Raw genomic sequence first — 25,411 nt, 5'->3', positions numbered from 1 at the left:
GCCGCCGAATCCATCGACAATCCAGCGCCGGTCGCACAGGTGATCGACGCATGGCGGCACACGGCAGAGGTACTGGCTGATCCTGAACTGGTTGCCGTCTTGTCGGCGCCGAGCGACGAAGATTTGGGGCAGGTTCCGCCGCCGGCGGTTCGAGGCTGAGTGGGCGGTCCGGGGCATCCGAAATCGACCGAATGATGTTGATGCTCAGAGTGTCACGATCGGCAGAAGCGCCGTCGTCGATGACGACGTCGATTCAGATCAGTCCGGCGACCTTGTACAGCACGAGGGATCCGGCGACGGCGACATTGAGACTGTGCCCACTGCCGATCATCGGGATTTCGACTGCGACGTCGACGTGGCGCATTGCTTCTTCAGGGATGCCGTTGCTTTCGTTGCCGAGGACGATGACTGTGCGGCCACGAGCGGTGGGCAGGTCCGCCAGTCGGATCGACTGGTGAGTCAGCTCGACCCCGACGATGTTGGACCCGCCTCCGCGTTGCCGTCCGAGCCAGCGACCGACGTCGCCGTATATCCAATGGATGCACGGGCGGCGGCGGAGCGTGTCGCCCTGCTTGAGCGCGTCCGGCACCCACGGCAAGTGCGGGACGGCAAGGCAGGCGCCGACGGCGTCGCAGGTCCGTAGCAAGGTACCGAGGTTGACGCCGTATTTGGGCCACAGCGGCGCGGCGATCAAGTGATTCCAGCAGCTGTGCGGTCGTCGGCGGCGTTGTTGCCGGAGTTCTGCTCGGGTCCGAATATCCAGCGGCATAGCGCCGCCGTCGGCAGTCACGCGGAGGCGGGAACGCCCTTCCCGCGGAGGATGTGAATCAGCACCGGACCACTATGGCGCGACGAGCGGTTACATGCAATCCCGAACTGCTAACACGACGCGGGCCTGCATAGGCGGCGGATGGCGAAATGCCGTAGGGCTTTGTTGGTGGAGACGTGACCTCACCGGACAATCATCCTCGGACCGTTGACTACGTCCATTGCAGATTGCACATCGCCGAGTCTGGCTCCGACGGTGTGCATGGCCAATCCACGAGGTAGCGCCGCAGAGAATTTGAGCCCGCGGAGTGCTGCTTCGTCGACAGGTGGGTCGGTCCACTCGACAGTGGCCAACGCCGCCGCGAAACGTTCGGCGCTCACATAGGGCAACAGTCGTATGGACTTTTCGTCGATCCGCTGTCGTGGGTCGACGAGGTCAGGCAGGGAGGCCTGCAATGTTCGGTTGGCTGCGGTGCCCGCCCAGGTCCACCAGCGGCCCTGGGACCCATCGGGGAGTCGGACGATCAGCCGGTCAGTCGACACGTTGCCGCCGTACGTTTGACGCAGTGAGGCAAGGCTATTGGTTGCGCGCGAGGTGAAGGTGACACCGGCAGGCAACGAGCCCAGGAGGACCGAGCGGATGCCGCGGGCAATGTCGTAGGACAGACCGGCACCGGTACCGGACCATTTGGCCTTGCCGCCCTCCTTGGCGGGCTCGACGAAACACCGCCGTCGTTCCCAGTCGATGTGTGTGACCGTCCACGACCGTCCGGCCAGGAGTAGCGCGCGTGGCCCCTCGGTCTGCTCGGTCAGGAGGTCGGTGCCAATCGTCCCGACCTCGATCCGACCGGCCAGGACCACGAATTCCGGTGGCGCAGTGAATACCGCGGTCAGGTCGGAGAAGTACCGTCGGCCGAATCGGCGCTCGGCCTCGGGTCCGATGTGGAGGAATGGTCCATCGAGCTCGAAAAAACCTTCGGCGACAAGGTGATCCACGATCTGGGGCGCGGCCGAGTCGAAGACCGGCAGATCGCCCCACCACTGAGCCCACTCGCCGAGAGCGAGCCGATGCTCTTGCAGACACAATGCCATCAGCTGCTGCGCCGCGATGTGCCGGGGATGTGGCGGTGGCGCAATGGGTTCCACCCATCCGTCGGACCAACGCTTGAGCATGCCGGCCGCAAGGAGCACGCTTTCGTCATCGATTGCGAGGAACAGGCAGTTGCGCACAGTGCCAGCCCGTCGCCCAGTTCGTCCGAGTCGCTGCAGAAACGACGCGACGGTACGCGTCGACCCGATCTGGATGACGCGGTCCAGATCGCCCACGTCGATACCGAGTTCCAGCGTCGAGGTCGCGACAATGACGGTGTCGCGGGCCTCGGCGAAGGCTTCTTCGGAACGCCGGCGCTCAGCTGCCGACAGCGACGAATGAGATAGGTAGGTTTCGATCCCGTGGCCGCGCAAGGCAGCCCCGAGCTCTTCGGCCTGACGACGGCTATCGACGAACACCAGTCGCTTCTCGCCGTGATGAAGCGACGCAATCACTGTGGCGGCGTTACTGATTGAGCCGACGAAATCGACGGTGATTTCGGGTTGAACGGCGGTTGGGGGCGCTGCGGGTGCAACAACCGAGCAGGCCTGGGACCGGAATCCGCCCTGCAGCCACGCCAACAGCTGATCAGGATTACCGACAGTCGCCGACAACCCGATGCGTTGCAGTTTCCGCCCGGCGATGCGACACAGCCGCTCCAACACCGCCAATAGATGCCAGCCGCGGTCGTCGCCGGCGAAGGCATGAATTTCGTCGACCACCACCGTCTGCAGGCCGGCGAACAACATCCGCGGATCGACCTTGGTAGACACCAGCATTGATTCGATGGATTCAGGCGTGGTCAGCAGAACATCGGGACGTTCGACCAGAATCCGTTGGCGCTGGCTCTGACTCACATCACCGTGCCAGACCGCGGCCGAGCGGCCCAGCCAGCGACAATAGCCGTCAACGCGGGGCTGCAAGTTATTCAGCAGCGCCCGCAGTGGGCAGATATAGAGGACCGAAACCCCTTGCCAGTCCTCGGTCGCCATCCGCGACAGCACCGGGAACATCGCGGCTTCGGTTTTTCCACCCGCAGTGGGGGCCAATACCAAGGCATCCCCGCCGGACAGGATGGGTTCGACGGCAGCGGCCTGGGTGGGACGAAGCCCGTCCCAGCGCAAGGTGTTTGCGATGTGATACTGCACCCCGGGGTGCAACAGGTCGAACGGTTCGGTCACAGGTCGAGCGGGATGTCGTCGGCGACCAGCGCGGCCCGCTCGGCGTCGGACAACTCCGCAGGTGCGATGAAGACTTCGTAGTCTTCGTACGGGTCGAAGTCGCGGAACTGTTCGATCTTGTCCAGCACGTCCACAAGCTTCCGCAGGAACAGCCGTGGGGCGATGCCGACCTTGCCGCCGAGTTGTCCAGCGACCGCTGTGGCGAACTGCGCGACGAAATCGTCTGAGGCCACAGCCGAGACTCGCGCGGCGTCGTCCAGCCCGCTGACATACAAATCGCGGACCCGGCCACCGAGCTCTATCAACCGGGCTTGATCAAACCCGCTCAGCCGCAGTTGTGGTGCTCGCGGGTTATCGAAGCGGGGGTCCTTGGCGAACTCGGTGTGCAGCCGGTCGGCCAGGGGCGGCAATAATGGAATGCCTTGGCGGCCTTCGAAGAATGCCGGGGTGCCGGTGATCAGTAGGTACAGCCCCGGGAAGTGCCCGTCGTGTACTTCATCGATCAACTGCCGCAATGCATTCAACGCTTTGGCCCGTGCATCGCTACGAATTCGCTGCAGCGTTTCGACTTCATCGAGCACCAGTAATAAGCCAGGGTTACCGGCGTCGGCCAGGATAGCCAACAGTCCGCGCAGGAAGCCCAAAGCCAGGTAATGGTCGAGGTCGCCCTTGATTCCGGCACGGCGCTTCACCGACGCCGCGATATGCGGTTGCCCACCGAGCCAGGCCACCAGGGCGTCGGCGCCGTCATGATCACCCTCGGCGACGAACCGCCGGTACGCGCGAATGGCCAACGGGAACACAGGCGCCCGCGTCGCGACGTCGGCCAGCCTCCGCTCAAGCAGCACATCGACATCGACACCCTGCTGCGCTGCGTCATCTTCGATGGTGAACAGCCAGGCATCGAGGATAGGGCGCAGTGCGCTGGGCTGGATCGAGGCCGTGCGCAGCGACTCGATACACCTGCGGTAAACGGTTTCCAGTTTGTGCAGTGGGGTGTCGATCTCGTTGATCTGCACCTCGGCGACGGCGAAGCCCTTCTTCATCGCTCGATCGCCGAGCCACCGTGCGAAAAAGGTTTTACCTGAGCCATATTCACCGCGAACCGCTTTGAACATGGCACCGCCGGCAGCGACGACGTCCAGTTCATTGTCCAGTTCGGTCTCGAATCGACCGAGACCGACAGCCAATTGGTCCAGTCCATTGGAGGGGACGGTGCCGCGGCGCAGCGCGTCGAGGATCTCGCGGCGCCGGCGTGCGGACACCGGCGATGTCATGCGCGCACCCTGAACTGTTCGGTGAGCGCGGCGACATCCAAGCTGACTACTCCACGACTGACCCTCAGCACCTCGTAACCTTCGACATCGAGGATGCGTTTCGTCTGCATCAGCGCGCCGTTGACGCTGGCGGTTGCGACGCCAAGGGCGGTGGCGGCCTGCGCGGCGGTGATTTCGTGGGCATCGAGCAACACAGCCAGCAGTGCCTTGATCTGCTCGCGTTTGACCACCACACGGCCGGCCAAATTGAGCTGTGCCTCGAAGACCTTGCTGCGAATCACCTTCTCGGGCAGCGGACTCGGGGTGTTCTCGGTATCGAACAGGCTCGGTGCCGTCGCAGTCTTCAGCGTCGGATGCACAACGCCTGCATGCCACCAAGAGGGTTCGGCCCCGACGACCGGAGTGGCCCACTCAGCGACGCCGGGCACGAAGGCCAGCACCGGCACGATGGCCTCGGCCGGGGTTGCGCCACCGTGATATCCGGCGTTGCGGGCTCCGTAGCGGATGGTTTCGTCGACCGCCAGAACGACGCGGTGATCGCTCGTGAGGACCCGCGGCCCTTCGACCACCACCTCACGCTCAGGATCAGCAGCGGCGAAATCACCGTGCGCGCGTTGGCCATATGTATTGGCGCGCTCAACTTTGGCACTGGTGCCGTATTCGATGATGTGGCCGTGGTCGGACGTGATGACCACGGCCCGGCCGGCGCTCTTCGCCGCGTGCAGCAGTGCTCGTAGGTGGGTAATGGTCCGTATCGTCCAATCAGTGCCGCCGGGGTCGGTGTGGTGCAGGGTGTCGTCGACGTAGTTCAAGACAGCAGCCACCAACGGCTGGTGTTCGATGTCCGCGATGGCGTTGTTGACATCGGTTGCCAGCGATGCGCCGCTGGGGATCGCGTCGAGGGCCTTCTTGTGGAAAATCGGATCAGCCACTCCACCGGTGGCTTCCAGCCCAGTCTCCTTGAGCAGAGCCAGAAACCCGGACCGCTCCACAGTATCGGGGCCTTCGCGCAACTCTCCGCACAGCAGCGAGCAACGGCTGCGCTGGGTCAAAGTGGGCAGGACGGCCAGCGCACTGGCGCGTTGCGATCCGGTACCGGCGGACACCTCGGTCCAGCCGTCCTGCTGCATAGTGGCAACGAGCTCATTGGCGGCGGCCATCGACAACGCGTCGATCACCAGCAGCAGCGTCGGCGCCTGTCGGGCGATGGGCACCACATTCGCGCGCAGGACGTTCTCGATCCGCGGCACTGCGGGTTGTGGGGCGTCGGCCAGTGCGGCCGCGAACACCCGGTCGGATTGGGCACGACGCGCCAGCGTGGTGTCGATGACGGTGCGTAAAGCGGCTGCGGCGATGGGGTTTTCGGAACCGCGGCGTGCCTTCAACAATGCAGCGTCGACCCAGGAATCGATGCTGACGTAAAGTTCGGTTGCGTGGGCGAGCCCGTTGCCCGCGGGAGCCGCAATGTTGAGCCAGCGCACCAATCGCACCGCACCGGCAAACGCGTCGACGGTGGGGGAGCCCGCCGCCAGAAAATGCTTGCCTACTTCGGTCCAGCATGCTTCGACCGCGGAAAGCCCAGAGCCCGTGACCGCGTCGGCCAGGGCACCGATGCGGGACTCGAGCCCATGCGGCAGCAGATCCGATGATGCTGCGGCAGAGGTGATTCCGAGATCATTGACGATCGCCGCTGCGCTCTGCAACACCAGTTGTTGTTGGTCTGGTGCCAGCGAGGTGGTGACCAATCCGCGGGCATGGCTGTACCAATCTTCAAGTCCGTCGCCGGTCAACTCGTAGCGCCCGAGGAACCTCCCGAGTGCCACAGAGTCGGCGTTGTCGGGTTGGCAGAACAGGCCTGAGACCACGCCGAGAGGCACCAGATCCGCCAAGCGGTCGGCCTTCAGTAACGCTGTCACCGGCCCGGCGAGCTTGCCGGCCCGTTCGGCCAGCCAGGCGCTGACCACCGACGCCAGCTCCGCATGGACGCGCAATTCGGTCAGATTGGCGGCGGCTTGGGATGAGCGGCTCCACTCCAGCACCGCGAAGGTATCGACCTCGACGTCGGCGCCCTTCACGACGCCCAGTACATCGCGTGCGACAGCCGCCATGGCGTGGTCGCGAGTCAATACCCCGCCTGGTGCCGGGGTGTACGACGACAGTACGGCCAACAGTCCGTTGGCGACTGCCCGGTCATTCGGCCCGCGGTACAGTGCGGGCTCGATGGTCGACGCAGAGAAGTTGCTACGCAACGCATCCCACGGATCCGGGGTAATCAGCCGGCCATCGAGCAGATGCGCCAGCACGGTGTCACCCAGTTCGTCGTCATCGACATTGGTGAGCACGACGGTCCATTCCTCGGCCTTGCGGCTATCGATCGCCTCCCAGATGGCCAATACCGAGGGGCATGCGACCACTGTTACGCGCACGCCCTCATGCTCGAAATCAGCGCCATCCCAATGGGGTTGGGCCCGCAGTCCGAGCACCCCGCGGCGGTGGTTCTTTGCCGTCGCCTTCCTCAGCCGGGCCCGGATGATCGGGGCTGTGGCGACCAAGGTGGTCATTCCACCCACCAATGCACGTGAACGGTCTTGCCGGGCTCAGCGAGGGCCGTCGTCAACTGCTCTTGCAGGCCGGAAAGGTCAGCGGGACTGTTGAGCACCACCTCGGAGCGCGTCGGTCCGGGAGGTGGGGGTGGCGGCGTCACCGGTTCGTCTTGCACTACCCAGGTGACGAGCTTGTCCAAACCAGAGGACAATTCATCGGACAGCGACCGGCCAGGAACCGAGATTGCGTTCTGCAGTGCTGACCAGATGGCGCGGGCGCTGTCGCCGGCTTCGCCGGCCCGTTCGGTGCCGGTCTTGAGTTTGCGCAGCAGGTCCCACTTGAAGGCTCGCTGTGCGCGGTGGTCGCGGTCGGCGTCGGCCAGAATCTGTCCCGCAGTCTCCAATCCGACAGGTAATGACACGTCGGCCATCGTGGTGATGGCTGCAACATTGCCCGAGGTACTGGACAGAGTTTCGATAAAGGTGCGCAGGGCAAGGGCTGTGGTCAGACGGTCGCCGTCGCCGGGAGCGAATTCCAGTTGGTGATGGGCAGATTTGAGTTGGTCAATCAGGTGATTCACCTCACTGATGCTGTTGGCAGCTCTGGCGCGTACCTGGTCGGCGAACTCGGCGACGTTGGCCCCCGTCAGATAGCTGCGGGGACTGGTGTAGCCGAATAGTTTCGACGCTTTGATCCGAGCGGAATCCCAGGCCTGCTGGGCAGGAAGCTCCTCGGCGCGCAACTCGATGTTCGGCCGCATGCGACCCAATGCGGGTGCGGTGATGGCACTTCCGGCCTCGAACCAGGCGCGCTTGCGCAGCAGTGCCCATGCACTCAGGACCAGATCACGGGCTTCGGAGCGCAGACCCCAGCGCGGAGACAGGTCGTTGATGTGCCTCTGCAGCGCCCCGACGGTCACCGGGGTGGCTGCCGCTGCGGCGCGGTCCAGTTCCTGAGCCCAGAACGTGAACGAGGTTTCGGAGAACAGGAAATGATCTTCGGTGGCTTTGCCGACTTGCAGCGGTCCAGCGATGCGGCGCAACACCTTTCGATCGCCCGCATTAGTCGGCACCCGAGCGTCTCGGTGGGTGCTGGCCTGCTCGACGTAATCGCGGACGGTCTCGAAGTTGCGGGCGGTGAGTTCTTCGGCCTCCGGCTCGAACAGCGGATGGCTCGGGTACGTGGCCCCGTACGCTTGGTCGACGATCTTGGTGAAGGCATCTTCCAGGCTGGCGGCCGGCGGCATCTTGGGCTGGAAGTCGCGGCTCAGCGATGTCAGCACGTCGAATTGCTGCGATTCGGCGCTGATGCGCTTGGCATCCGCCGGTTCGATCCCGTAGGCCTGTTTGAGGAGGTTCTGGAAGCTGGTCATGGTGCCGCTCAAGAGGTTCTCCAGAATGCCGCGGGCTTGGGCCTGCTCGGTGGCGCCGAGGTGATTGGAGTTCTCATTCCAGCGATCGCCACTGGTGTCGGTGAACAGCCAATCCAGCTTGACCAGCAGGGCAAGGTCTTCCATCGCCGCATCGGTGAAGAAGTACGGCAGCCACACGATGGTTTCGCGGCTGGGCCCGTTGGACAGTAGGCGGTCAACGCGGTTGCGGTCATCGGCGCTGGTGTGTCCAGCTTCGTCGAACGGATAGTCGACTACGACCCGCCACACCCCGTCCCGGTTTTCGAAGGCCAGTTCGGGTAGCGAGTTGGCGTCCCGGACGTTGCCGAACACCACGTCGACCTCGCGGCGGGAACCTCGCCAGATGATGGTGCGGGTGGCTGCACCACCCAGGTCTGGGGCGCTGGTAACGCCAAGCGCCTTGTGCACCAGGGTGCGCAGTAGTACCCGACGTCGACCCGAATTGTCTTCGCCGCGGACGCGATCCAGGATCGACTGGTAGTCCACCTCGGCCAGCTGCACCCGGATCACCGGGTTGGCGCCATCGGTCAGGCTGATCTCCGGAACCTGTTTGTTCGCCCAGTCCCGGACCACACCGAGCGCGACGCGTGCTTCACCGCCGGCGATCTTGGACTTGATAGAGCCATGATTGAGCGCCGCCAGCCGTGCGGCGGTGATGTCGCGCAGGGCTGGGACGTTGGGGGCGATGGCCGAGAGCAGCAGAGTTTTGGCGATGCGTTCCTGGCTGCGGAACCCGCCCGGCACTGATGTGGGGTCGCTGGCGAGCTGGTCGCGGGTGACCCCGTGTGTCTCCAACAGGGAAGGCAGCAACCGGTTTTCGTACAGGTCGTGGGCGGCTTTGAAGATGGTGCCGGCATGCTTGTCGATCGGCTCGCTGCCCTCGACCAGGTAGTCGAAGGCATCGCCGACCGGAACCAGATCATCGACCGTCAAGGTGTCGCGGCGGTCGACCAGCATGCGCTGCATGACCTTCAGCGCGGTGCGTTCGCGCTGCATCACCGAGGACAGATTGCGCAGGGTCGAAACCAGCACCGGGGAGAACGGATAGGTCAGCTTGAACTCCGCCTCGGAGGCACCGCGGTGTTTGTCGTCGGTGTTGAGGCTGTCGCGCAGCACATCCCACACCTCGGGGCGGCGCGTCAGGTCCTTGAACGCCTGATCCAAAATGGCCTGGGCAGCTTCATCTTTCGGCTTGAGCAGCCGGGCCTTGGCAACCTCGGCCAGGTTGTCGTCACCCATTTCGATCTCGGCGAACCGGCCCTGCTGGTACTGGAACGCCCGATCCAAGGCCTCCTGCTCGGCGCCCGAGGCACCCGCATCAGCGAACCACTTGCGCAGGTCCATCTGGCGAGAAATGAATGACACCAACGGAATAGCGCGCTGCCGGCCGGAGGACTCGACGAGCTTGGTGATCTTCTGCGATTCCCGGGCGAAGAATTCGGTGTCGCGCACCGAGAACGCCAACCACAGCACCAGTTCGTCGAGGAACAGCACCACGCCGTCATAGCCGAGAGCTTTGGCGTGCTCGGAGATGACGACCAGGCCGCGGTCCAGGTCGATGTAGTCGGCGGTCGCGGTGAAGGAGCTGAAGTAACTGCCCGCCAGCGCCGAAACCAGTTCGCGCCGTTCAGAATCCTCCGGACCGGCGCCCAGTGCGGCCTGGTAGCGCGGCAGGTCCCAGCCGGCGCCGAGCAGCCCGCCCCAACCACCGGTGCTGCCACTGCTCCCGCCCAGACCGGCCAGAAACTCGTCGTCACCCATCCTGCCGCGCAGGTTCTCGGCATCGGCGAGCAGCGTGTCGGAGACGTGCACCGCGGGTAGCGGGGCTCCGGGATGCAGTCGGGTGATCTGTTCGACGTAGCCGCGCAGCACGGCCTGCTCCAACGATTTGGCGCCGAGCAAGTGGTACGTCAGGCGCAGCAGTTTCTTGCCGGCCAGGGTGCCGTCGTAATGCCCGGTGAGTTCCTGGAATTTCGGAACACGGACGGCCGCGTGGTTACCGAGCAGCGCGTACAGCACAGCCATGAAGTGGCTCTTACCGGAGCCGAACGATCCGGTCAGGTACGCGGCCCGGGAGGTGTTGCGGCCCAACGCATCAGCCACCAGGTCGATGGCCTGGACGAAGTTGTCCCGCAACGAGTTGGTGAGGACGTACTGCTCGACGGTGGCGGCCACATGCTGGTCGTCGTCGGTGCTGTCGGTGAGGCGCAGTACGTAATCGTCGCTGCCGACGCGTTCGGGGATGTCGATGACATCACGTAGAAGGGTGCTCAAAGGTGTCTCAATCTCTCACGGGCGTTCGGCGATGGCCTGGGGGATACGAGTGGTCGCGGTGATGTAGGCGGCTAGATCGGGATTGATCAGGGTTGCGAGGTCGGTGATATCTGCCAGCCGCCCCGGTAAGTTCACTCGGAGGAGCGGCTCGTGGTGGGCGACCCGGTTGCGGAGGGTGTGCAGACGATGGATACGCGCGTCGACGTCACGCGCACGGTCTGTCCCGGGTGGGAACGCGTGATGGAGATAGGGCACCCAGAGGGTCTGATCGTGACGCTTGACCGACAGGTAACGCCAGAATCCGAGGCTCAGCTCGGCAATCACTTTGCCCGGCGGTGCTGCGACACCGCCGGCGTCCTGGCGGGCTTTGAGCAACAGAGTCCGCGGTCTGGTGTTGACGTCGACGACTTCCTTCGGGTTGATGCTCCCTCCGCGCCCCCGCGTGCTTGGCGTTGTAGGGAACATAGCTAGAGGTTGGCTGGTCCAGTCCGCGGGGCCGGTCCAATGTGCCCGAATCGCGGCATCGTAGGCATTGCGCAGTCCGACCTCCAGGTGACACAGGTCCTGCTGGATGGCGCATGCAGCCGCGATGTTCCATTCGTAGAGTGCCAATGCGTTGCGGCGTGATCCCGCGGCGGCGGTCAGATAGGTAGTGAGGCGGGCGGCGCTGAGCCATTCGTCGACCCACTCGCCATCTCGGTCGGAGAGAATGGGCGCGGAGCTTGTCATCGCTCTTTCCCTCAGACGGTCCCGACGTGTATGCTGGCTTTGAACAGCCCCGGACGACCGCTGATTGCCACGTTGCCGGGGCTTCCACATTTCTTGGTGACCATCACGCGACGGTATCCGGGCCCACCGACAGGAACCGTGGGCTGACGGGCTCCCAATCGTGTGGGATCGACGGACCCGATTGACGCACAGTTCTGGCGCCTTTCCGGGTTGTAGAGTTAGCGGTGAAAAGCCCCGGTGGACCTGTACCTTTCGGATATGTCGCCGGGGCTCAGTGATGTCCTGACGGTGGATCTGTTGCTTGTGCTGAGTCGCCGACGATCCGATCGACCGCAATGGGACCGTCGGACGAGAAACGGATGCGTGGTGCGGGTATAGTGGGGATCGAACTGCCCCGGAGGACCGCTGATCATCACGTTTCCGGGGCTTTAGAATGCCCGACGGTAGTTTGAGGTTCATCGTGCCGACCGTCCTCGTCGGGGCTGGGCCGCAGGTCGCCACGACGTCAGATCGGTCACGGTCAGGTGGTGCTCGGTGAGCCGGGTGGTCAGCTCATCGTCGATGGTGTCGGATACCGATTCGCCGTACTCGGGGTCGATTTCGTTGTGCCACTGCCGAACCCACGGTTGGAGCTCATGAAGCCCGGCCAGCAGCGGCGTGAGTTTCGCAGTGTCCCAACCATCTTCGATCCGCTGACTGATCAGCGAGGCCAGAGAGAGCGCCTGGTCGGCATGATCCCAGCCGGCCCAGCCCAGCAGTTCGGTGGAATCGGTATCACGCCCGGCATTGGGGTAGCTGATGAACCGCTCCTTGGGCACGTCGAGCTTGCCGCGGTGCGACCAGTACGACGGTTTGGCGAAGTCGGCGGGCTTGTACTTCGGTGGTACGGCGATGGGATTGGCGAGTTTCTCGCCGGCGTCCTCTCGACGCTGCAGTGCCCAGGTGTCTTCCCATGCGGCCCGCTTGTCGAGTCCAGACGGCTTGTAGCGGTAGGCCGCGAGGAACGGAACTGATTCATCGGCAAGCAGTTTCGCGAGCGCGGCACCCGTGGCGATGTTGGGGTCGCCGGCCCACAACCGCAGAACATTCCGGAATTCCTCATTGCGGTCGAGGACGTCGGCGAGCTGTGCCACCGACTGCGGGGTGGGCCGGCCATCGCGATCGAACCACAGTGCCTTGTCCTCGACCCGGTCGAGCAGCCAGCCTCGTAATGCGGATTCGACCTGCTTGTCCCAAGGCTCAGATGCCCAGCGCCGCTTGTATTCCGGCTTTTCCAGCAGGCGGATGTGGGGGTTCGACTCGATGGCATCGAGCCTGCGCTGCAACAGCTCTCGATAATCGGCAGGCAAGTGTTCGGGGATTTCGGTGATGGGGGTGGAGCCGTGCCGATCGAACCAGGCGGTCTGCTCGCCGTCCTTCATACGGCGGGCCAGGGCGATCTCGAATGTGCGCTCGCCGAGGGCGATACCCGGCAAGTCGCCCGGGTACGTGAGGTCGTCGTCGATCAGGCCGTAGATGCGGTAGTAGTCCCAGTCGAGTTCTTCCTGGTTGGCAATCATCAAGTTGCGCATTCGGTTTGACTCGGTTCTTGCGGCTTCGAGGGCACTGGCGGTGGGTGCTTGGCGGTTGGCGAGTTCAGTCGGAAACTGCTGACGAAGGTCGTGTGCAATGCGGTCCAGAATCTTTGGGAGTTCGCCGGGGAGACTTGCCGGCAACGGGAATGCTTGGAGCGTGGTACCGGTGAACTCATAAGTTCGTGACCATGTATGCTCCGCTGCGCCGCCCCTTGGCTGGCTGCTCTGCTTTAGCCAGAAGCACGCCACAGATGAATTTAGGACTCCCAGCAGTCGCAGGTGATCCTGCACGGATGCGTCCTCGCTGAGTTTGATCACCGGGGCGTGAGACGTGAATACGCGTCCGCCGCGGTCCAATGTGTAGTGATTATGACTGCTCACATTGCTGAAAGCAATGGATAGTTCGGTGAAATAGGCACTAGCGGTGTGTTGCATATATTCCCACCATTTGAGGCCAGCATCCTCCATTACACCCTGGAATGTCTTGCGTTGTCGGAGTTGTGTTCGCAGATGCCAAAGCTCGTCTGGAGGAAAATCCGAGCGCACTTTGTTGGCGCCAAATACGTACGGGTACAAGATGAGTTTCTCGCAGTTTTCAGACCAGTCCCGTATTTCCTCGCCGAGCAACACAGGACGGCAATATGAATCGCCACGCCAACGTGTGTGAGATGCGGGACGTATGAACGCCTCATCCGAACCTGCACGGATTGCGCGGCCGATTGGAGGAGAGATGGATTCAGAGAGGCGACGCGAGCATGCCGATTCGATCTTACGTTTCAGATCGACAGCTCCACCGCCCGCGAGTGTCCATGGATGTGCTTTTAATGTATCGCGTGGAATGTCTTCGACATTGATGTGTTCGTCTTCGTAGCCGGCAGTGCCGACGTGTTCGACGATTGAAGACCAGTACGGTCCGTGTCCGCGCTCAGCGGCGTCGGCCGAAGTCTCCCGGATGCCCTTGCTGAGCACCGCCCGAACAGTCGGTGCAACTGGCGGGCGATTGCGTCCGAAGAGGATGGTAGTCGGCGTTCCATCCATGTTGTGTCCAGGAATCCACGCACCCTCAGAATCAATTACGAATTGTAGGTCCACCGTCGGAATGAACTCTTCGACCAACTTGGATCCGAACCCGCGCTTCATGAACGAATTTGAGGTGATCTGTCCCGTCCAACCTGCCGGTCGGCGGCCCGAGACACCATAGGCGAGGTGGAAGAACAGTTCCATGAATGGAACCGAGAGCGCGTATTGGCGATGGGTTGTCTTGTACCGCTCGCGATACATGGTGTTGAGCGCTGGATCATTCGGGATGATGTACGGAGGATTGCCCACCACAACGTCATGTCCTCGCTGCAGGATTTTTTCCAGTGCGTCTTCGTCCTCAGTGGGATACGCCTTTGATGTATCCCGCGCCAGCAAGTCCTCGGGCAACGAATGTTGAGGTGCACCCCACAGCAAGCTGTCGCCAGCCGTCAGGTGCGGCCGGTAATCAATGTCCAGCTCGATGGTCTTGTCGCCGGCGGCCCGCATGGCTGCGACAAGTAAGCGGAACCGCGCGATCGCCACCGCGAACGGATTGATGTCGACGCCGTACACGCCGTTGAGCGCGTTCTTAACCAACTCGCGTGCGCCGAGCCCGGGCGCCTCCCGCTGCCACCGCTCATGCAGGCGATGGAAAGCGCCGAGCAGAAAGTGGCCGGACCCGCACGTCGGGTCGATGACCGTGAAGCCTTCGAGTGGCCGGTCGGCCAGCGCCGGCTCCATGGTCTGGTCGAGGATGAACTCTTCGACGAACTCGGGGGTCTGTAGCAGCGCGTAGGTTTTCTTCGCGTACTCGGACAGGTCCTGGTACACGTCGCCTAGGAATCGGGTGTCTTCACCGATGAATAGATAGACAGGCTCACCGTTATCGGTTAGCTGCCACCAGAATTCAAGCAACGCGCGTGCGGCGTCACCGGACGGCGCAACCAGATGCAGCGGCGCGTACTTGTCGACCAGGGCCATGGTGGCGTCGAACTTGCCGAAGTGCTCGATGATCTGGCGGAGCCAGTCGCGGTCGGTGTGCTCTGGGTTCTCCTGGAAGTAGGCTCGCCGTGCGTCGAGCGCATGGGCACGCTGGTCGGCATCCGCCCCGCCGATCCAGCGTGGGCTAACCAAGGCGTTGTCCTCGCAGTAGCGAGCGAACGCCGTCAGCAGTACCCAGCCGACTGCGGCCTGGGTGATGCGGTCATTGCGCCATTCCAGCCAGGTCCACGCGGTGCGTTTCGCGGCGAATGCGATGTCGTAGTCGCGTTTCCACGCCTCGTACACGCCGTCCTCACGCAGGTGCGGGTCATCGCCGTCGACGCGCACTTTGAAGTCGGCCTCCAGCATGAGCACCTGCTTACGCAGCGCCGCCACCAAATCTGCTGGTGCCCAACCCATTTACCTGACTCCTTCATCGAAACCGGCAGGCACACCCCGCCACAACACGAATTGCCCACCGGGAGAGCCCAGTTGGATGGGCTTTCGGTCCACCAGTGCCCCGGTCTGCCCGCGTAGCTGCGGTAGGACCACCCACACCGGTCGGCGCCGCGGCGCGGCCAGGTCGCTGAGTTTGGCCAGCACGTCGAGGTGTCCGTACCGGGCCAGCGGCGACACCTCGGTGAGAATCAGTGGTGCGCGGCTGGTTTCGCCGTCGAACACAGCCGCTTGCAGTTCGTCCCGCAGCAGCGGCACCACGCGGTCGATCACCGCGCGCAACCCGCGGGCATCGACAGTGCCGGCCTCAGCCGCATCGGCCCCGCGGATCAGATCCCACGAAACACCTTGTTGCTCAGCCAGAGTTCGCATCGACGCGATCAATCGAGTCGTCACATCGACCACCCGGCCGCCGTGGGCTTCGGCCAGCAGTTGGGCAACACGCTCATGCTCGCCGGGACGGTCAGGCGGTACGTGCACCCCGATCGCGACGAAACCGCACTCATCGATCGAGCGGTTCAACGTCGCGAGGTTGTTCGGTGCACCATCGACCGCTTCGGTGGAATGGGTAGCCGCCGGCAGATCGGTGGGTGCGCGGGTGTGCATGGTGGTGGCACTGGCCGGCTGCGCGTCGGGGAAGAAGTAGACCTGACGGTCGTTGTCCCACTTGAGTTTCAGATCGGTGCGGTCGAGTACGGCGTCCAGATGTGGCCGGGTCGGAACCTTGTCCAGATCGGGGAAGCGTGCGGTCACTCGGCTACGGATCTGCGACGCCGATAGTGATTCGCTCTGCGCCAGACCAGTCAACGCCACCTGCACCGCTGCGGAAGGTGACATATTCGCGTTGTGCAGCTCGCCGCGACCCGACACCGCGGTGTTGTGGCCGATCGACGCAGCCAGCCGGATCAACCGTCCATCGCTGGGTACCGGCGCGGTGGCTTTCCCATCAGATGCCGAGTCGAAACCGGCCTGGAATGCCGTACGCAACTCCCGGGCAGCGGTGTGTGGCGGAATAACGGCATCGACGTCAGCCGATACCAAGTCGTTCGCTCGCTTGGCCGCGGAATCAGCTGCAGCAAGCAGCCTTTCGTCCTCGGCCAGCAGGGCCAGTCGTCGACCGTGACGGCGACGCAGCAGCTGCTTATCGCCGTCGAGTAGCTCGTGTTCGCTGAGGCGGTCCAGCGCGACTCGAAGTAGCCCACCGGCCGCCCGTTCGGCCAACGTATGTGCCGCGGTGTCGCCGGCACCGATATCGGTCTGGGGGAGCCGCGCCCGGATCTCAGCGGTCAGGGTGCTGATCGCTGCCACGCCGCCGTAGTCGTTGATCACACGTCGCGCGATGTCGATGACCGCATCCAGCAGCTCGCGCGTCGCTGGGTTACTACCCCAATCACCCTGCAGCTCTCTGAGCAACTGCGGTCCACGTTGAGTGGCTTTGCCCAGCTTCTCCGCGAGCTCGGTGCTACTTGCGAATGCATCCAGGCCGGGCGTGACACCGAGGATCAACGCAGCCGCATCCTTGCGGGTCGACGCCCGCTGGCCGGAGACGGCCGACATGAGCCGAGACACCGCCTCGTCCAGACCCATCAGCGTGGTCTTCGGTGTCTGCTTCTGCCTGCCCAACCGCTTGGTCCACGCCTGGTAGCGGTCCTTGATCTCCTTGCTGGTGTCTTTGGCCTCACGCGCGACCAACCGATTCAGCGCCGTCGAATCCAACGCCAGCAGCTCACCGACGGTGGTGACCTGGACGGGCACCAGTGCCGATACTGCGCGAGGACTCAGGCCGGCTGCCGTGAGTGTGGTTGTGGCATCAGCTTTTTCGGCCGCCTCGTCACCACTCGCGGTGTCGGTGTGCGAGACGTCGAAAACCTGCTGCCAGGCCCGCAGCATGTCCTCGGCAGTGTCGGGACGGCGTTCAACGTCGCGGGACAACGTCGAGGTGAAGAAGCTGACCATTGCCGCTGCCAACGTGGGCTCGAACATCGCGGCATTGATCGTGATGTCGTCGTCGACCGTGACTGGGTTGGCGTTGCGGTCCGGTCCGTACTGAGGCGTCGTGCCGGTCGCCATCTCGAACAGCACCACTGCGGCGCCGTAACGTTCGGCGGCCGAGTCGTACTGGCGGCGAGTTCCGGTGCCCAGGAACGGATCCAAGTATGGGGGAGTGCCAGCCTCGACGTTGCGGGGATCGACGCCGGCCATCGAGAAGTCGAACATCACCAGATGCGTGTTGGCGCGTGAACTTGACTGGTAAACACCCAGATTCGACGGTTTGATGTCGCGGTGGGTGATGCCTTTGCGTTCCAGGGTCACCAGCGCGGTCAGCAGGTCAGTACCCCAGCGCTGTTGCACGTCGATGGACAACCGGCGGCCGCCGGTCAGTTCCTCGGCCAGCGTGGTGCGTCCGGCGTTCTGTAGCACCAGCGCCATGCGCGGACCAACCGGCACCATCGCGTGGAGCGTGACGATCCGTTCGTTGTTGTCCAACCGGCCGAGAATCTGGGCTTCGGCGGCAAGTCGTTCAGCAGCCTCAGAGTCCCTGGCTACCTTCAACACTCGCTCGGCCTCGCCGGCCTGACGGTCTTCGACCAGGATGCCTACCGCCGTCGACCCCGCGCCGAGGCGCCGCTTGTAGAGGAATCGTCCGTCGGCCAATTCGGCGCCCGGGGAAGCTTCCAACGGGTCGGTGCCGGTGGATTTCTCGAACAGTTTCTCATTGAGCGCGGCGAGTTGAGCTACGAAATCGGCGACATCGGCGGTGCGTTCGGCTGGGCTCGGATGCGTGGCATCAAGAACCAACTGCCGCAACGGAGTCCGCACTTGCGGCAGCTCGGCCGCCAGGTCCAGCCCGCGGTCACGCCGCAGCCGGTCGAGCAGTTCGCCCCGTTCGGTGGCGGGCGCGGTTCCGCCGGTGAGGATGTAAAAAGCAAGGGCGCCAAGGCCGAACACATCGATGCGGGCGGGATCAGTGGGCCGCTGGCCTTCGGGTGCGGCGAACAACCGTGCAGTGTCGCTGGGCGTGCCGGCCATCAGGCTCAGCGACCCCGACGACAGCCGGCTGACCTCTGTATCGGGGTTGGCTGGCAGCACGCCGGCGCTGTCCCAGTCGGTGACCTGGGGCAGCAGTGTCTTGCCACGCTCGCGGATCGCGATGGCGCGCGGGTTCAGTGTGCGATGCACTACCCGGTTGCGGTGGGCGTAGTGCACGATGTCGGCGATCTTGGCGATCAGGTCCAACTGCTCGGCCAGCGTGACCGTGTCTTTGTGGTCGGCCAGCCAAAGGTCGAGCGGGGTATCGGCTTTCGGCTGCCCGAACACCAGACCGATACCCAGCTCCGGCTCGTTGACCAGGTCCTTGGGTGCCTGGAGACCGTCGTAGGTGAGCCGAGACAGCAGGTTGTACTCGTGAGTGACGGCCTGTTTGTGTGCGTGCACATCGGCTGCCGTCGCGCCAGGGGCCGTGGTGTAGAACCGGATTCGCGCGTGGTCTTCGGTGTTGACGTGATGAAACGCCGGCCAGTCCTGCCAACCGTCGCCATCACCGAGTGGCTGATCGTCGATGATCCAGGAGCCGACTTCGCGTTGGCGCCGGGGTGCCAGTCCGATGGCTTTCATGAGGCCGGCGATGAGCTTGCTGTCATGCTCAGAGATCGGTTCGCGGCGGGCTGGAGCCATCAGCCGCTCGGAGATGCCCGGCAGTCCGGTGGTTCGGGTGTGACCGTCCAAGCCGTAGAGATTGATCCGGGAACTTGAGGGCAGATCGCAGACGAACTGCTCGTGGTGCAGGAACACCAATTCCTGGACGAACGGGATCTTTCTTGCGGCCTCCGGCCCACCGCGTTGGCGCATAGCGTCTTTGAGCAGTGAGGCGAAGTACTGGGCCTTGCGACGAGCCAGCAGGAGCGGTGAGTCCTCGGCGCGATGCCCGTCACGCATCCAGACGTGGTCGTTGCCGCGCAGGATGCCGCGGTAGTGCTTGAGCTCGATCAGATAGAGGGTGTCGCGGGCCAGGACCAGTAGGTCGACCTCGTGCCAGCGGCCGCGATTGTCGCGGAATTCGAAGTTGGCCCAGGCCCGGAACGGCGGCGCGTCGGGAAGCACCCGCTTGACGGCGTCGAGGCCTTCCTTTTCGTGTGCGAACTGCGAGTCAGCGATCGTGACCCAGCGACCGTCTTTCATGGCTGCTCGGCGGGGAGTACGGGCGAATCGCGGAGCGGGCTGAACAAGGTGCCGGTGATGTAACTGATCACCTGCCCCCTTCGCTCTAGCCATCTATAGACGGCGACATCCACCAATCCGGATCATAAGCCATGTATAGATGGTCGACGGCGAATTGGTGCCTCGGCAGATTGCAGGGGTGCCGCAGTCCGAGATCGAACGAGCTCTGGCGCAGGCTCTCGGGCGACGACTAAGCAATCTGCGCGAAGCGCGTGGGCTCACTCAGGAAGTGGTGGCTGAAGCTGCGGGCATGAGCCGCAACCACTACCAACTGCTGGAGAACGGTCTGAGCAACCGCAGGACCAAGAGGCCGGCGAACCCGCGGCTGTCGACACTCGTCGCGTTGAGCGACGTATTAGGAGTGTCTGTACCCGAGTTGGTGACGGCGATCTTCGAATGAACGCGTACGTCGGCGTCACTGACCTTGACTGGTATCGCCGTCTGCTCGCCAGCGGTCCGGAGCATGACGAAGTCAACTTCTGGCTGCCGAGCGCGGGTCAGGGGTTTGGTGCTATTGCGCGAGGTCAGGCGTTTGTCTTCAAGACACACGTTGACCGCAAATATCCTGCGCTGAGTAACCGCATTGTCGGGGTGGGCATGTTCTCCGGCTTCGCGCGTTCAACCGTCGGAGAAGCGTGGGACTTGCTCGGCGCCGCGAACGGGGTTGATTCGTTTGAGCAGTTGCGAGCGAGCATCGAGCAGTATCGGAACCATCCGCTTGGCCGGTTCGAGGACCCCCTGATCGGATGCGTCTACCTGAACAACGTGGTGTTGTTCGATGAGGGTGAGACTCTGCCTGCCCCAGACGACTTCGCGCTCAACCTCGTTCGTGGGCGAGCTTACGACCTCGAGTCGATCGGGCCAGGGCACTCGGTCGTCGAAGCGTTGCTGCAGTATCAACTCCTCGCCGACGCCCACGTTCCGTTGCTGTCGGAGATGACGCGCGGCGCGCCGGTCCTCGCGGTCCCGCGCATCGGTCAGCAGGCCTTCAAGGCGGTTGTCGCCGAAACCTACAACCACCACTGTGCGATCACCGGCGACAAAGTGCGACCGGTTCTCGAAGCGGCGCACATATTTCCGGTCGCGGCGGGTGGTGACCATCGCATCGACAACGGCTTGCTGCTGCGCTCGGACGTTCACACGCTGTTTGACCGTGGCTTCATTGCGGTCGACCCCAAGCACCGATTACGGGTCAGCCCCGCGCTGCGTGAGCGCTTCGGCAACGGTGACTGGTTCTATCAGCGGGAGGGCCAACGCATCAATCTCCCCGACCGTCGAGCAGATCGTCCGGCGAGAGAGTTTTTGGAGTGGCACAACGACGAGGTGTTCATTGCGGCCTCGTGAGCTGCGATAGATCGCGGGCCATCCAGATCTGGTCTTAGCTGAGACTGGCGACTACGCCGAGCGTGCGAGTCGCCGAGGTGTGCGTTCGCGTGTCGGCTCATCAGGTACCACGCTCGGCGTAGGGGCGGCGGCATCCGTCCGAGACAGCGGACGTCGAACACCAAAGCAACACCTTCTCAGCGAGGCGGCATCTCCTGGTCCAATACCGAGCCTTCGTGAGCGTCGGTCGCGGTGTATTTACTCGCGGCAGTGTCGAGCCGGCCGGCCAGGCTGTTCGAGGCGGCTTGCATCGCCCGAACCGCTGCGTCGCGCGATGACTGCGCGGAGCCCAGAGCGGCCGAGGTGAGACTGCACACCAGCCCGTGGGTCAGCACGACGCTCCCGGTGGCGCCCTCGGTGACGGCGCCCGCGGTGCCCAGATGCTCGGCGACTCCTTGGTGCCTGCCGGACAGCTCGGTCAAATCTGTTGGTGTGACCTTCAATTCACCACTCATGATCAGCTCCCTGCCTGGGTGGCGGCCTGCGCCGCCGATGCGATCTGGTCGTACGACGCCCCGGCACGGCGAATGAGTGTGGCGTTGTGCGCGGCGTCGCTGCCGAGTTGGGCGAAGGCTTCCATGCAGAACGGCAGAGTCGCGGCGACACCGGCGGTCTGGATCGACATGGACAGCGCTATGCCGGCGCCCGGTGGCAGTTCCACGGCCATGGCGGCGACCGCAGGCGGGATGAAGGCGGTGAGGATGGTTTGGTTGTGATCGATGTTGGTCCGGGTCGATTCCACCTGCTCGGCCTCTTTGTTCAGGACGTCGTGAATCGTGCGGTCGACCTCTGCCAAGGACTCTGCCCGCTGCTGATGCTCGGTGTTGCGATCCTCGTAGGCTTCGGAGCTGCTGCCCTGCCAACTGTCCGGCGGGCGGCACGATCCCAATTCGTCTTTCACGGCATTGAAGGCGTCTGCTCCCTGTGCAAACTGCTCGCCCTTGTCCGGGCCGCCGAAGCCACACAGATTGTTCATGACGTTCATCGAGGTCAGGGCGGCTTCAATGATGGGCGTCTCGAGTGCCGCCGCCGCTCTCGTGGCCCCGAGGGCGCTTGCCGCTGCGTGGCCGATGGGCTGCATGAATCCGACGAAATCCGCGGCGATGCCACCCGCCGCCCAACCTGGACTCTCGCCCATTCCGGTGACGTGCTGGTAGCCGCTGTACCAGTAATTCGCAGAGTTGTAGAGGTCGACCATCGTCCCCATCAGCGTACCCCCTTCGATGGTGCGGCGTCATCGCGATATCGGGTAAATCGTTCGAGCGCTTGCCCGTTGGTGAGTTCGCCCCGAGATTCGGGATGCTGCCAGTAGTACCGCACCAGTTCGTACAGCGGACGGCCGTCGGGCCCGGCGTACATTGCCGAGGACTCGATTGAGGCAATGCTGCCGTCGGCCGACCGGAACACCAGCGGAGTGAAGCGTCCCTCCACACCGTCTAATTGGTCGGTCACCGCCTCGAGGTCGCTCCAGCGCCCGCTACCCGTCTTCAGGCCGTCCAGAAACTGGTATCCGTCAGAGTTCAGGCGGATCCAGCCCATCCCGTTCTTGCGCTGGCTAAGCCAGAAGGGAATCAAGACGAATGCGCACACCCCGAAGGCGAGCTTGTACAGGCGCCCGATGACCTCGACCGGATTGTCGCCGGCTGATGGGTGAAGCGGTGAAATACCCTGATGCACCATGTCGTAGATCCCCAGGAATCCCATCGCCGCGCACGCCGGGATGCCGAGGACGTACGTCATCCGTCCCACCCGCTCCAGGCGCTGGTCGGGATGCAACGTGGTGCCGTTCGCGTCGTAACTGCATTCCGGGGCCGCGGTGGTCATGGCGAACGGGGCTCGAAGCGCGTTGAACCACCATGCCGCCAGGCCCAATGCCACAGCTGCGGTCACATAGCGGCCTGACCATGCACTGGCGCCTGCCCAGATCAAGCAGACGACAACGGCGCCAACGAGTACGGACTTTTGGAGTCCCCGCTTCGGGGTTTTCGTCGTGCCGGCGTCAGGCATGGTCGAGATCGCCGTCTGCGAAGCGGGCGACGAGTTCGACGGCAGCAGCGTCGGCCTGGGCGGGCGTGGTGAACGGCAGCATGTTCTCGGCGAAGTCCCGCGCCTGCGGAAAGTCCATGCCGTCGTCCATGAGGACCTTGACCATCGCGATGTGCATGACCGCGGAAGCACGCTTCACCGCCACCTCTGCCACCGCCTGAATCTGCTGGGAGAGTTGGGATTCCGTCAGCGCCGTGACGCTGCTGTCGAGGTCGACGCGCGCGATGACGCCGGTGAGATACGCGGTGACGGTGATGGTGTCGGCCGGGTTGCTGGCGGATGACACGGGTATGACCGCGTCATCGTCGTCCGGGGGAGTCGCGGCGACGGCATCGAGGTCGGTGCCGTCGGTGTCCGATTCGACGGAGTCGGAGGCATAGCCAAGAGCATCGAGATCGCTGTGGTCGTCGTCCCATTCGTCGGATTCGAGATGCGCGGGCATACGATGCTGTTCCACTTTCGCCGAGTTGGTGCCTGACCCAGCCTATTCCACGCGGTGTCCCCTTCCGGACACCTTCTTGCGAGAATTGGTCGAAGTGGCCGGACAAAGTGAAGTCACAAAGAGATTTTGACCTCAGGTACTTCACTTGAATTGTCGTGGTTTCGCGCCCGGTCCGACACGAATCCGTAGGTGAGGAGCGGTTCGCTCACCCTCCGTCCATCAGCGACACCCTACGCTGACCGGTATGTCCAAGTCTGCCCGTGGCAAGCAACCCAAGCGTCACCTTCGGTCGGTGCCGCCTCCGCCTTCGGTCAGACCCGAGGATCAGCCGCTGTTCCAGGCGCTGCGTACTGCGTTGCGCTCCGACCAGCCTCTGGCATTGCTCGAACTCGTGAGTGGGCTGATCACTGCCACCGATCCGCGCTCTCGCAATCCCTGGGCCCGCGATGACGATGGCCCCAGTCTCGACGCCCTGATCGAGTCGTTTATCGGTACCTCGTTCGCGCAGACCACGGCCGCGTTGTCCGTCGTCCGCGAGCTGGTGCCGGACCAGGCGATGGCGGCGCGTATCGATCGCGAATTGGCCGCGCGCCGCCAACCGTTGCCGAATTGGCTTGGCGCCCTGGCGAATACCCGTGCCGACCCGGAAGTGTGGATCCTGACGCACGTTCTTGGCGACGGTGACGACTACTTTTTCGGCGCGACGCTGCCCGACGGCCGGCAGCTGACGGCGCTGGTTTATGTCGACCACAACATGGGCACGGTGGTCAAAGACGCATTCGTCATTCCGGAACCGATTTCAGTCGTGCTGGAGCGGCTACAACCGTCGATCGAAGACGGGCAGTCACTGACACCGTTCGACCCGGCTGAGGCGCGGGCGATAGTCGAGAAGGCGATCGATTACGGATCCCGATTGTTCCCGCCGTTGGAGTCGGAGTCCTGGCCCATGTGCCGGCCTCTCGTGGAGTGGCTGGTGCGTATGCAGCCGGCCGGAGGCGCGGTGCCGGAACGTCATGAATGGACCGACGAGGAGAGAACGGCAATCGCCGACGATTTCTTCGCCTCGCGGTTCGGTGACGCCATGGACACCGCCGATGCGCGTGGTCTGCTGGACTCGATCTTGTGGTTCGCGACCGAATGGGGACCCGGTGATCCCTACCGCTGGAGCCCCGTCAACGTTGAAATCCTCCTCGTGGACTGGGCTCCGCGAAAGATAGTGGCGGACACGGGGTATCTCGCACAGCTACCGAACGTGTTGCGCTCATTCATCGCCTACTGCCATCTCGGCCAAGGCATCAGCGCCACCCTCACGGCCGAGACCTTGACGTCCGTCGGTAGATGGGAAGGCGAATTTCAGCGGATGATCCGGACGGATCGTCCGCAGGGTGCGGCGGCGCTGGCCGCCCGGTTGCTGGGGGAGGGCTTCGGCGGATTCGACGATGACGACCCAAGCCTCGCTGAGATCATGCTCGAGCGCTTGGACGCGATGGTCGGCGGCCATTTCCAGTTGCAGAATCTGACCGACGAGCCATTGGATGATGAGTCGTTTGACTGGGCGGGCATAGCCGACGACATCCGGCCCGCCGTCGAGAAGGTGCTGGCCCTGTGCGACCGCTGCGCGGACGAGCTCTTCGATGTCGAGCACCGGACGGCGATGCGTCGCTTCCTGGGCCGTGCTGCGGTGGCCGATCCAGCGATCTTCCGTCGTAAGGCATCGTTGGAACGCGGAGCGGCCGCCGTGGCCTGGGTGATCTGCCGAGCCAACCACTCCATCGGCCGATTCGGCACGCCGCAGGTGGCTGAACTCCTCGAATGGTTCGGGATCAAGGGCAGCGTTTCGCAACGCGCCGATCCGTTGCTACGCGCGAACGGAGTTGACCCACAACTTCTTTACGGCGAGGTCGCGCTCGGTGCGGCGGACTTGCTGACGGCTGCGCGCCGCCATTCGATCATTCAGGTGAGAGATCGGTATCAGGTAGGAGGGCCGCGGCTGGAGTGACGGCTGTGACTGGAGTCG

The 25,411-nt window shown here is 63.8% G+C and carries 15 protein-coding genes; 3 read left to right on the top strand and 12 right to left on the bottom strand.

Going from position 1 to position 25,411, the window contains the following annotated elements; all coding sequences use genetic code 11:
* Positions 1 to 253: 253 nt before the first annotated feature.
* The 8 genes from G6N46_RS07605 to pglW all read right to left on the bottom strand — a co-directional run bounded on the left by G6N46_RS07605 (position 254) and on the right by pglW (position 19,484).
* Positions 254 to 694: a TrmH family RNA methyltransferase gene (locus G6N46_RS07605; protein WP_234880611.1), complete on the bottom strand. Its 441-nt coding sequence runs from the start codon at positions 692 to 694 to the stop codon at positions 254 to 256.
* Positions 695 to 951: 257 nt separating this feature from the next.
* A complete protein-coding gene (locus G6N46_RS07600) occupies positions 952 to 3,039 on the bottom strand; it encodes a DEAD/DEAH box helicase (RefSeq protein ID WP_138248769.1) in 2,088 nt (695 codons plus the stop codon).
* Entirely contained in the window at positions 3,036 to 4,316 is a 1,281-nt protein-coding gene (gene brxD / locus G6N46_RS07595) for a BREX system ATP-binding protein BrxD (protein ID WP_138248770.1), read from the bottom strand. The genes G6N46_RS07600 and brxD overlap by 4 nt, the downstream gene beginning before the upstream one ends.
* Positions 4,313 to 6,877 carry a BREX-2 system phosphatase PglZ gene (pglZ, locus tag G6N46_RS07590; protein ID WP_138248771.1) on the bottom strand — a complete coding sequence of 855 codons (2,565 nt, stop codon included), beginning with the start codon at positions 6,875 to 6,877 and terminating at the stop codon, positions 4,313 to 4,315. The genes brxD and pglZ overlap by 4 nt, the downstream gene beginning before the upstream one ends.
* On the bottom strand, positions 6,874 to 10,545 hold the full coding sequence (locus G6N46_RS07585; RefSeq protein ID WP_138248772.1) for a DUF6079 family protein: 3,672 nt from the start codon (positions 10,543 to 10,545) through the stop codon (positions 6,874 to 6,876). Before G6N46_RS07585 ends, pglZ begins: the two co-directional genes overlap by 4 nt.
* A gap of 15 nt (positions 10,546 to 10,560) precedes the next feature.
* Positions 10,561 to 11,274, bottom strand: coding sequence for a hypothetical protein (locus G6N46_RS07580; protein WP_138248773.1), 714 nt, complete (start codon positions 11,272 to 11,274; stop codon positions 10,561 to 10,563).
* Between the two features lie 455 nt (positions 11,275 to 11,729).
* Positions 11,730 to 15,269, bottom strand: a complete 3,540-nt coding sequence (pglX, locus tag G6N46_RS07575; RefSeq protein ID WP_138248774.1) for a BREX-2 system adenine-specific DNA-methyltransferase PglX — start codon at positions 15,267 to 15,269, stop codon at positions 11,730 to 11,732.
* Complete coding sequence (pglW, locus tag G6N46_RS07570) at positions 15,270 to 19,484, bottom strand: BREX system serine/threonine kinase PglW (protein WP_138248775.1); 4,215 nt, start codon at positions 19,482 to 19,484, stop codon at positions 15,270 to 15,272. It lies immediately after the preceding gene.
* A gap of 139 nt (positions 19,485 to 19,623) precedes the next feature.
* Between pglW and G6N46_RS07565 the strand changes: the two genes are divergently transcribed.
* Together G6N46_RS07565 and G6N46_RS07560 are read left to right on the top strand one after the other, a co-directional pair.
* A complete protein-coding gene (locus G6N46_RS07565; RefSeq protein WP_138248776.1) occupies positions 19,624 to 19,923 on the top strand; it encodes a helix-turn-helix domain-containing protein in 300 nt (99 codons plus the stop codon).
* A complete protein-coding gene (locus G6N46_RS07560; RefSeq protein ID WP_138248777.1) occupies positions 19,920 to 20,867 on the top strand; it encodes an HNH endonuclease in 948 nt (315 codons plus the stop codon). The genes G6N46_RS07565 and G6N46_RS07560 overlap by 4 nt, the downstream gene beginning before the upstream one ends.
* A 176-nt stretch (positions 20,868 to 21,043) precedes the next feature.
* On the opposite strand, the gene G6N46_RS07555 is transcribed toward G6N46_RS07560, so the two are convergent.
* Genes G6N46_RS07555 through G6N46_RS07540 form a run of 4 tightly spaced genes read right to left on the bottom strand, consistent with a single transcriptional unit; the run spans position 21,044 to position 23,394 of the window.
* On the bottom strand, positions 21,044 to 21,361 hold the full coding sequence (locus tag G6N46_RS07555) for an ESX-1 secretion-associated protein (RefSeq protein WP_138248778.1): 318 nt from the start codon (positions 21,359 to 21,361) through the stop codon (positions 21,044 to 21,046).
* 2 nt (positions 21,362 to 21,363) lie between these two features.
* Positions 21,364 to 22,104 (bottom strand): EspA/EspE family type VII secretion system effector, encoded by a 741-nt coding sequence (locus tag G6N46_RS07550; protein WP_234880612.1) that lies wholly within the window; start codon positions 22,102 to 22,104, stop codon positions 21,364 to 21,366.
* Positions 22,105 to 22,112: 8 nt separating this feature from the next.
* The gene (locus tag G6N46_RS07545; RefSeq protein ID WP_138248779.1) at positions 22,113 to 22,913 is read right to left on the bottom strand and encodes a hypothetical protein; all 801 of its coding nucleotides are present in this window, start codon (positions 22,911 to 22,913) and stop codon (positions 22,113 to 22,115) included.
* Complete coding sequence (locus G6N46_RS07540; RefSeq protein ID WP_138248780.1) at positions 22,906 to 23,394, bottom strand: hypothetical protein; 489 nt, start codon at positions 23,392 to 23,394, stop codon at positions 22,906 to 22,908. The genes G6N46_RS07545 and G6N46_RS07540 overlap by 8 nt, the downstream gene beginning before the upstream one ends.
* Positions 23,395 to 23,638: 244 nt before the next feature.
* Between G6N46_RS07540 and G6N46_RS07535 the strand changes: the two genes are divergently transcribed.
* Positions 23,639 to 25,393, top strand: coding sequence for a hypothetical protein (locus G6N46_RS07535; protein WP_138248781.1), 1,755 nt, complete (start codon positions 23,639 to 23,641; stop codon positions 25,391 to 25,393).
* The last annotated feature ends 18 nt before the right edge of the window (positions 25,394 to 25,411 follow it).

The sequence above is a fragment of the Mycolicibacterium phocaicum genome, assembly GCF_010731115.1.
GTDB lineage: Bacteria > Actinomycetota > Actinomycetes > Mycobacteriales > Mycobacteriaceae > Mycobacterium > Mycobacterium phocaicum.
The sequence above is the reverse complement of the archived record's forward strand: the minus strand, read 5'-3'. Positions and strand labels throughout refer to the sequence as shown.

What these genes read in the sequence shown, in the direction of transcription:
- G6N46_RS07565 (WP_138248776.1), top strand. Translation starts at nt 19,624, where the DNA reads ATGGTCGACGGCGAATTGGTGCCTCGGCAGATTGCAGGGGTGCCGCAG.
- pglW (WP_138248775.1), bottom strand. Translation starts at nt 19,484, where the DNA reads ATGAAAGACGGTCGCTGGGTCACGATCGCTGACTCGCAGTTCGCACAC.
- G6N46_RS07560 (WP_138248777.1), top strand. Translation starts at nt 19,920, where the DNA reads ATGAACGCGTACGTCGGCGTCACTGACCTTGACTGGTATCGCCGTCTG.
- pglX (WP_138248774.1), bottom strand. Translation starts at nt 15,269, where the DNA reads ATGGGTTGGGCACCAGCAGATTTGGTGGCGGCGCTGCGTAAGCAGGTG.
- G6N46_RS07540 (WP_138248780.1), bottom strand. Translation starts at nt 23,394, where the DNA reads ATGCCCGCGCATCTCGAATCCGACGAATGGGACGACGACCACAGCGAT.
- pglZ (WP_138248771.1), bottom strand. Translation starts at nt 6,877, where the DNA reads ATGACCACCTTGGTCGCCACAGCCCCGATCATCCGGGCCCGGCTGAGG.
- G6N46_RS07535 (WP_138248781.1), top strand. Translation starts at nt 23,639, where the DNA reads ATGTCCAAGTCTGCCCGTGGCAAGCAACCCAAGCGTCACCTTCGGTCG.
- brxD (WP_138248770.1), bottom strand. Translation starts at nt 4,316, where the DNA reads ATGACATCGCCGGTGTCCGCACGCCGGCGCCGCGAGATCCTCGACGCG.
- G6N46_RS07555 (WP_138248778.1), bottom strand. Translation starts at nt 21,361, where the DNA reads ATGAGTGGTGAATTGAAGGTCACACCAACAGATTTGACCGAGCTGTCC.
- G6N46_RS07545 (WP_138248779.1), bottom strand. Translation starts at nt 22,913, where the DNA reads ATGCCTGACGCCGGCACGACGAAAACCCCGAAGCGGGGACTCCAAAAG.
- G6N46_RS07580 (WP_138248773.1), bottom strand. Translation starts at nt 11,274, where the DNA reads ATGACAAGCTCCGCGCCCATTCTCTCCGACCGAGATGGCGAGTGGGTC.
- G6N46_RS07550 (WP_234880612.1), bottom strand. Translation starts at nt 22,104, where the DNA reads ATGGTCGACCTCTACAACTCTGCGAATTACTGGTACAGCGGCTACCAG.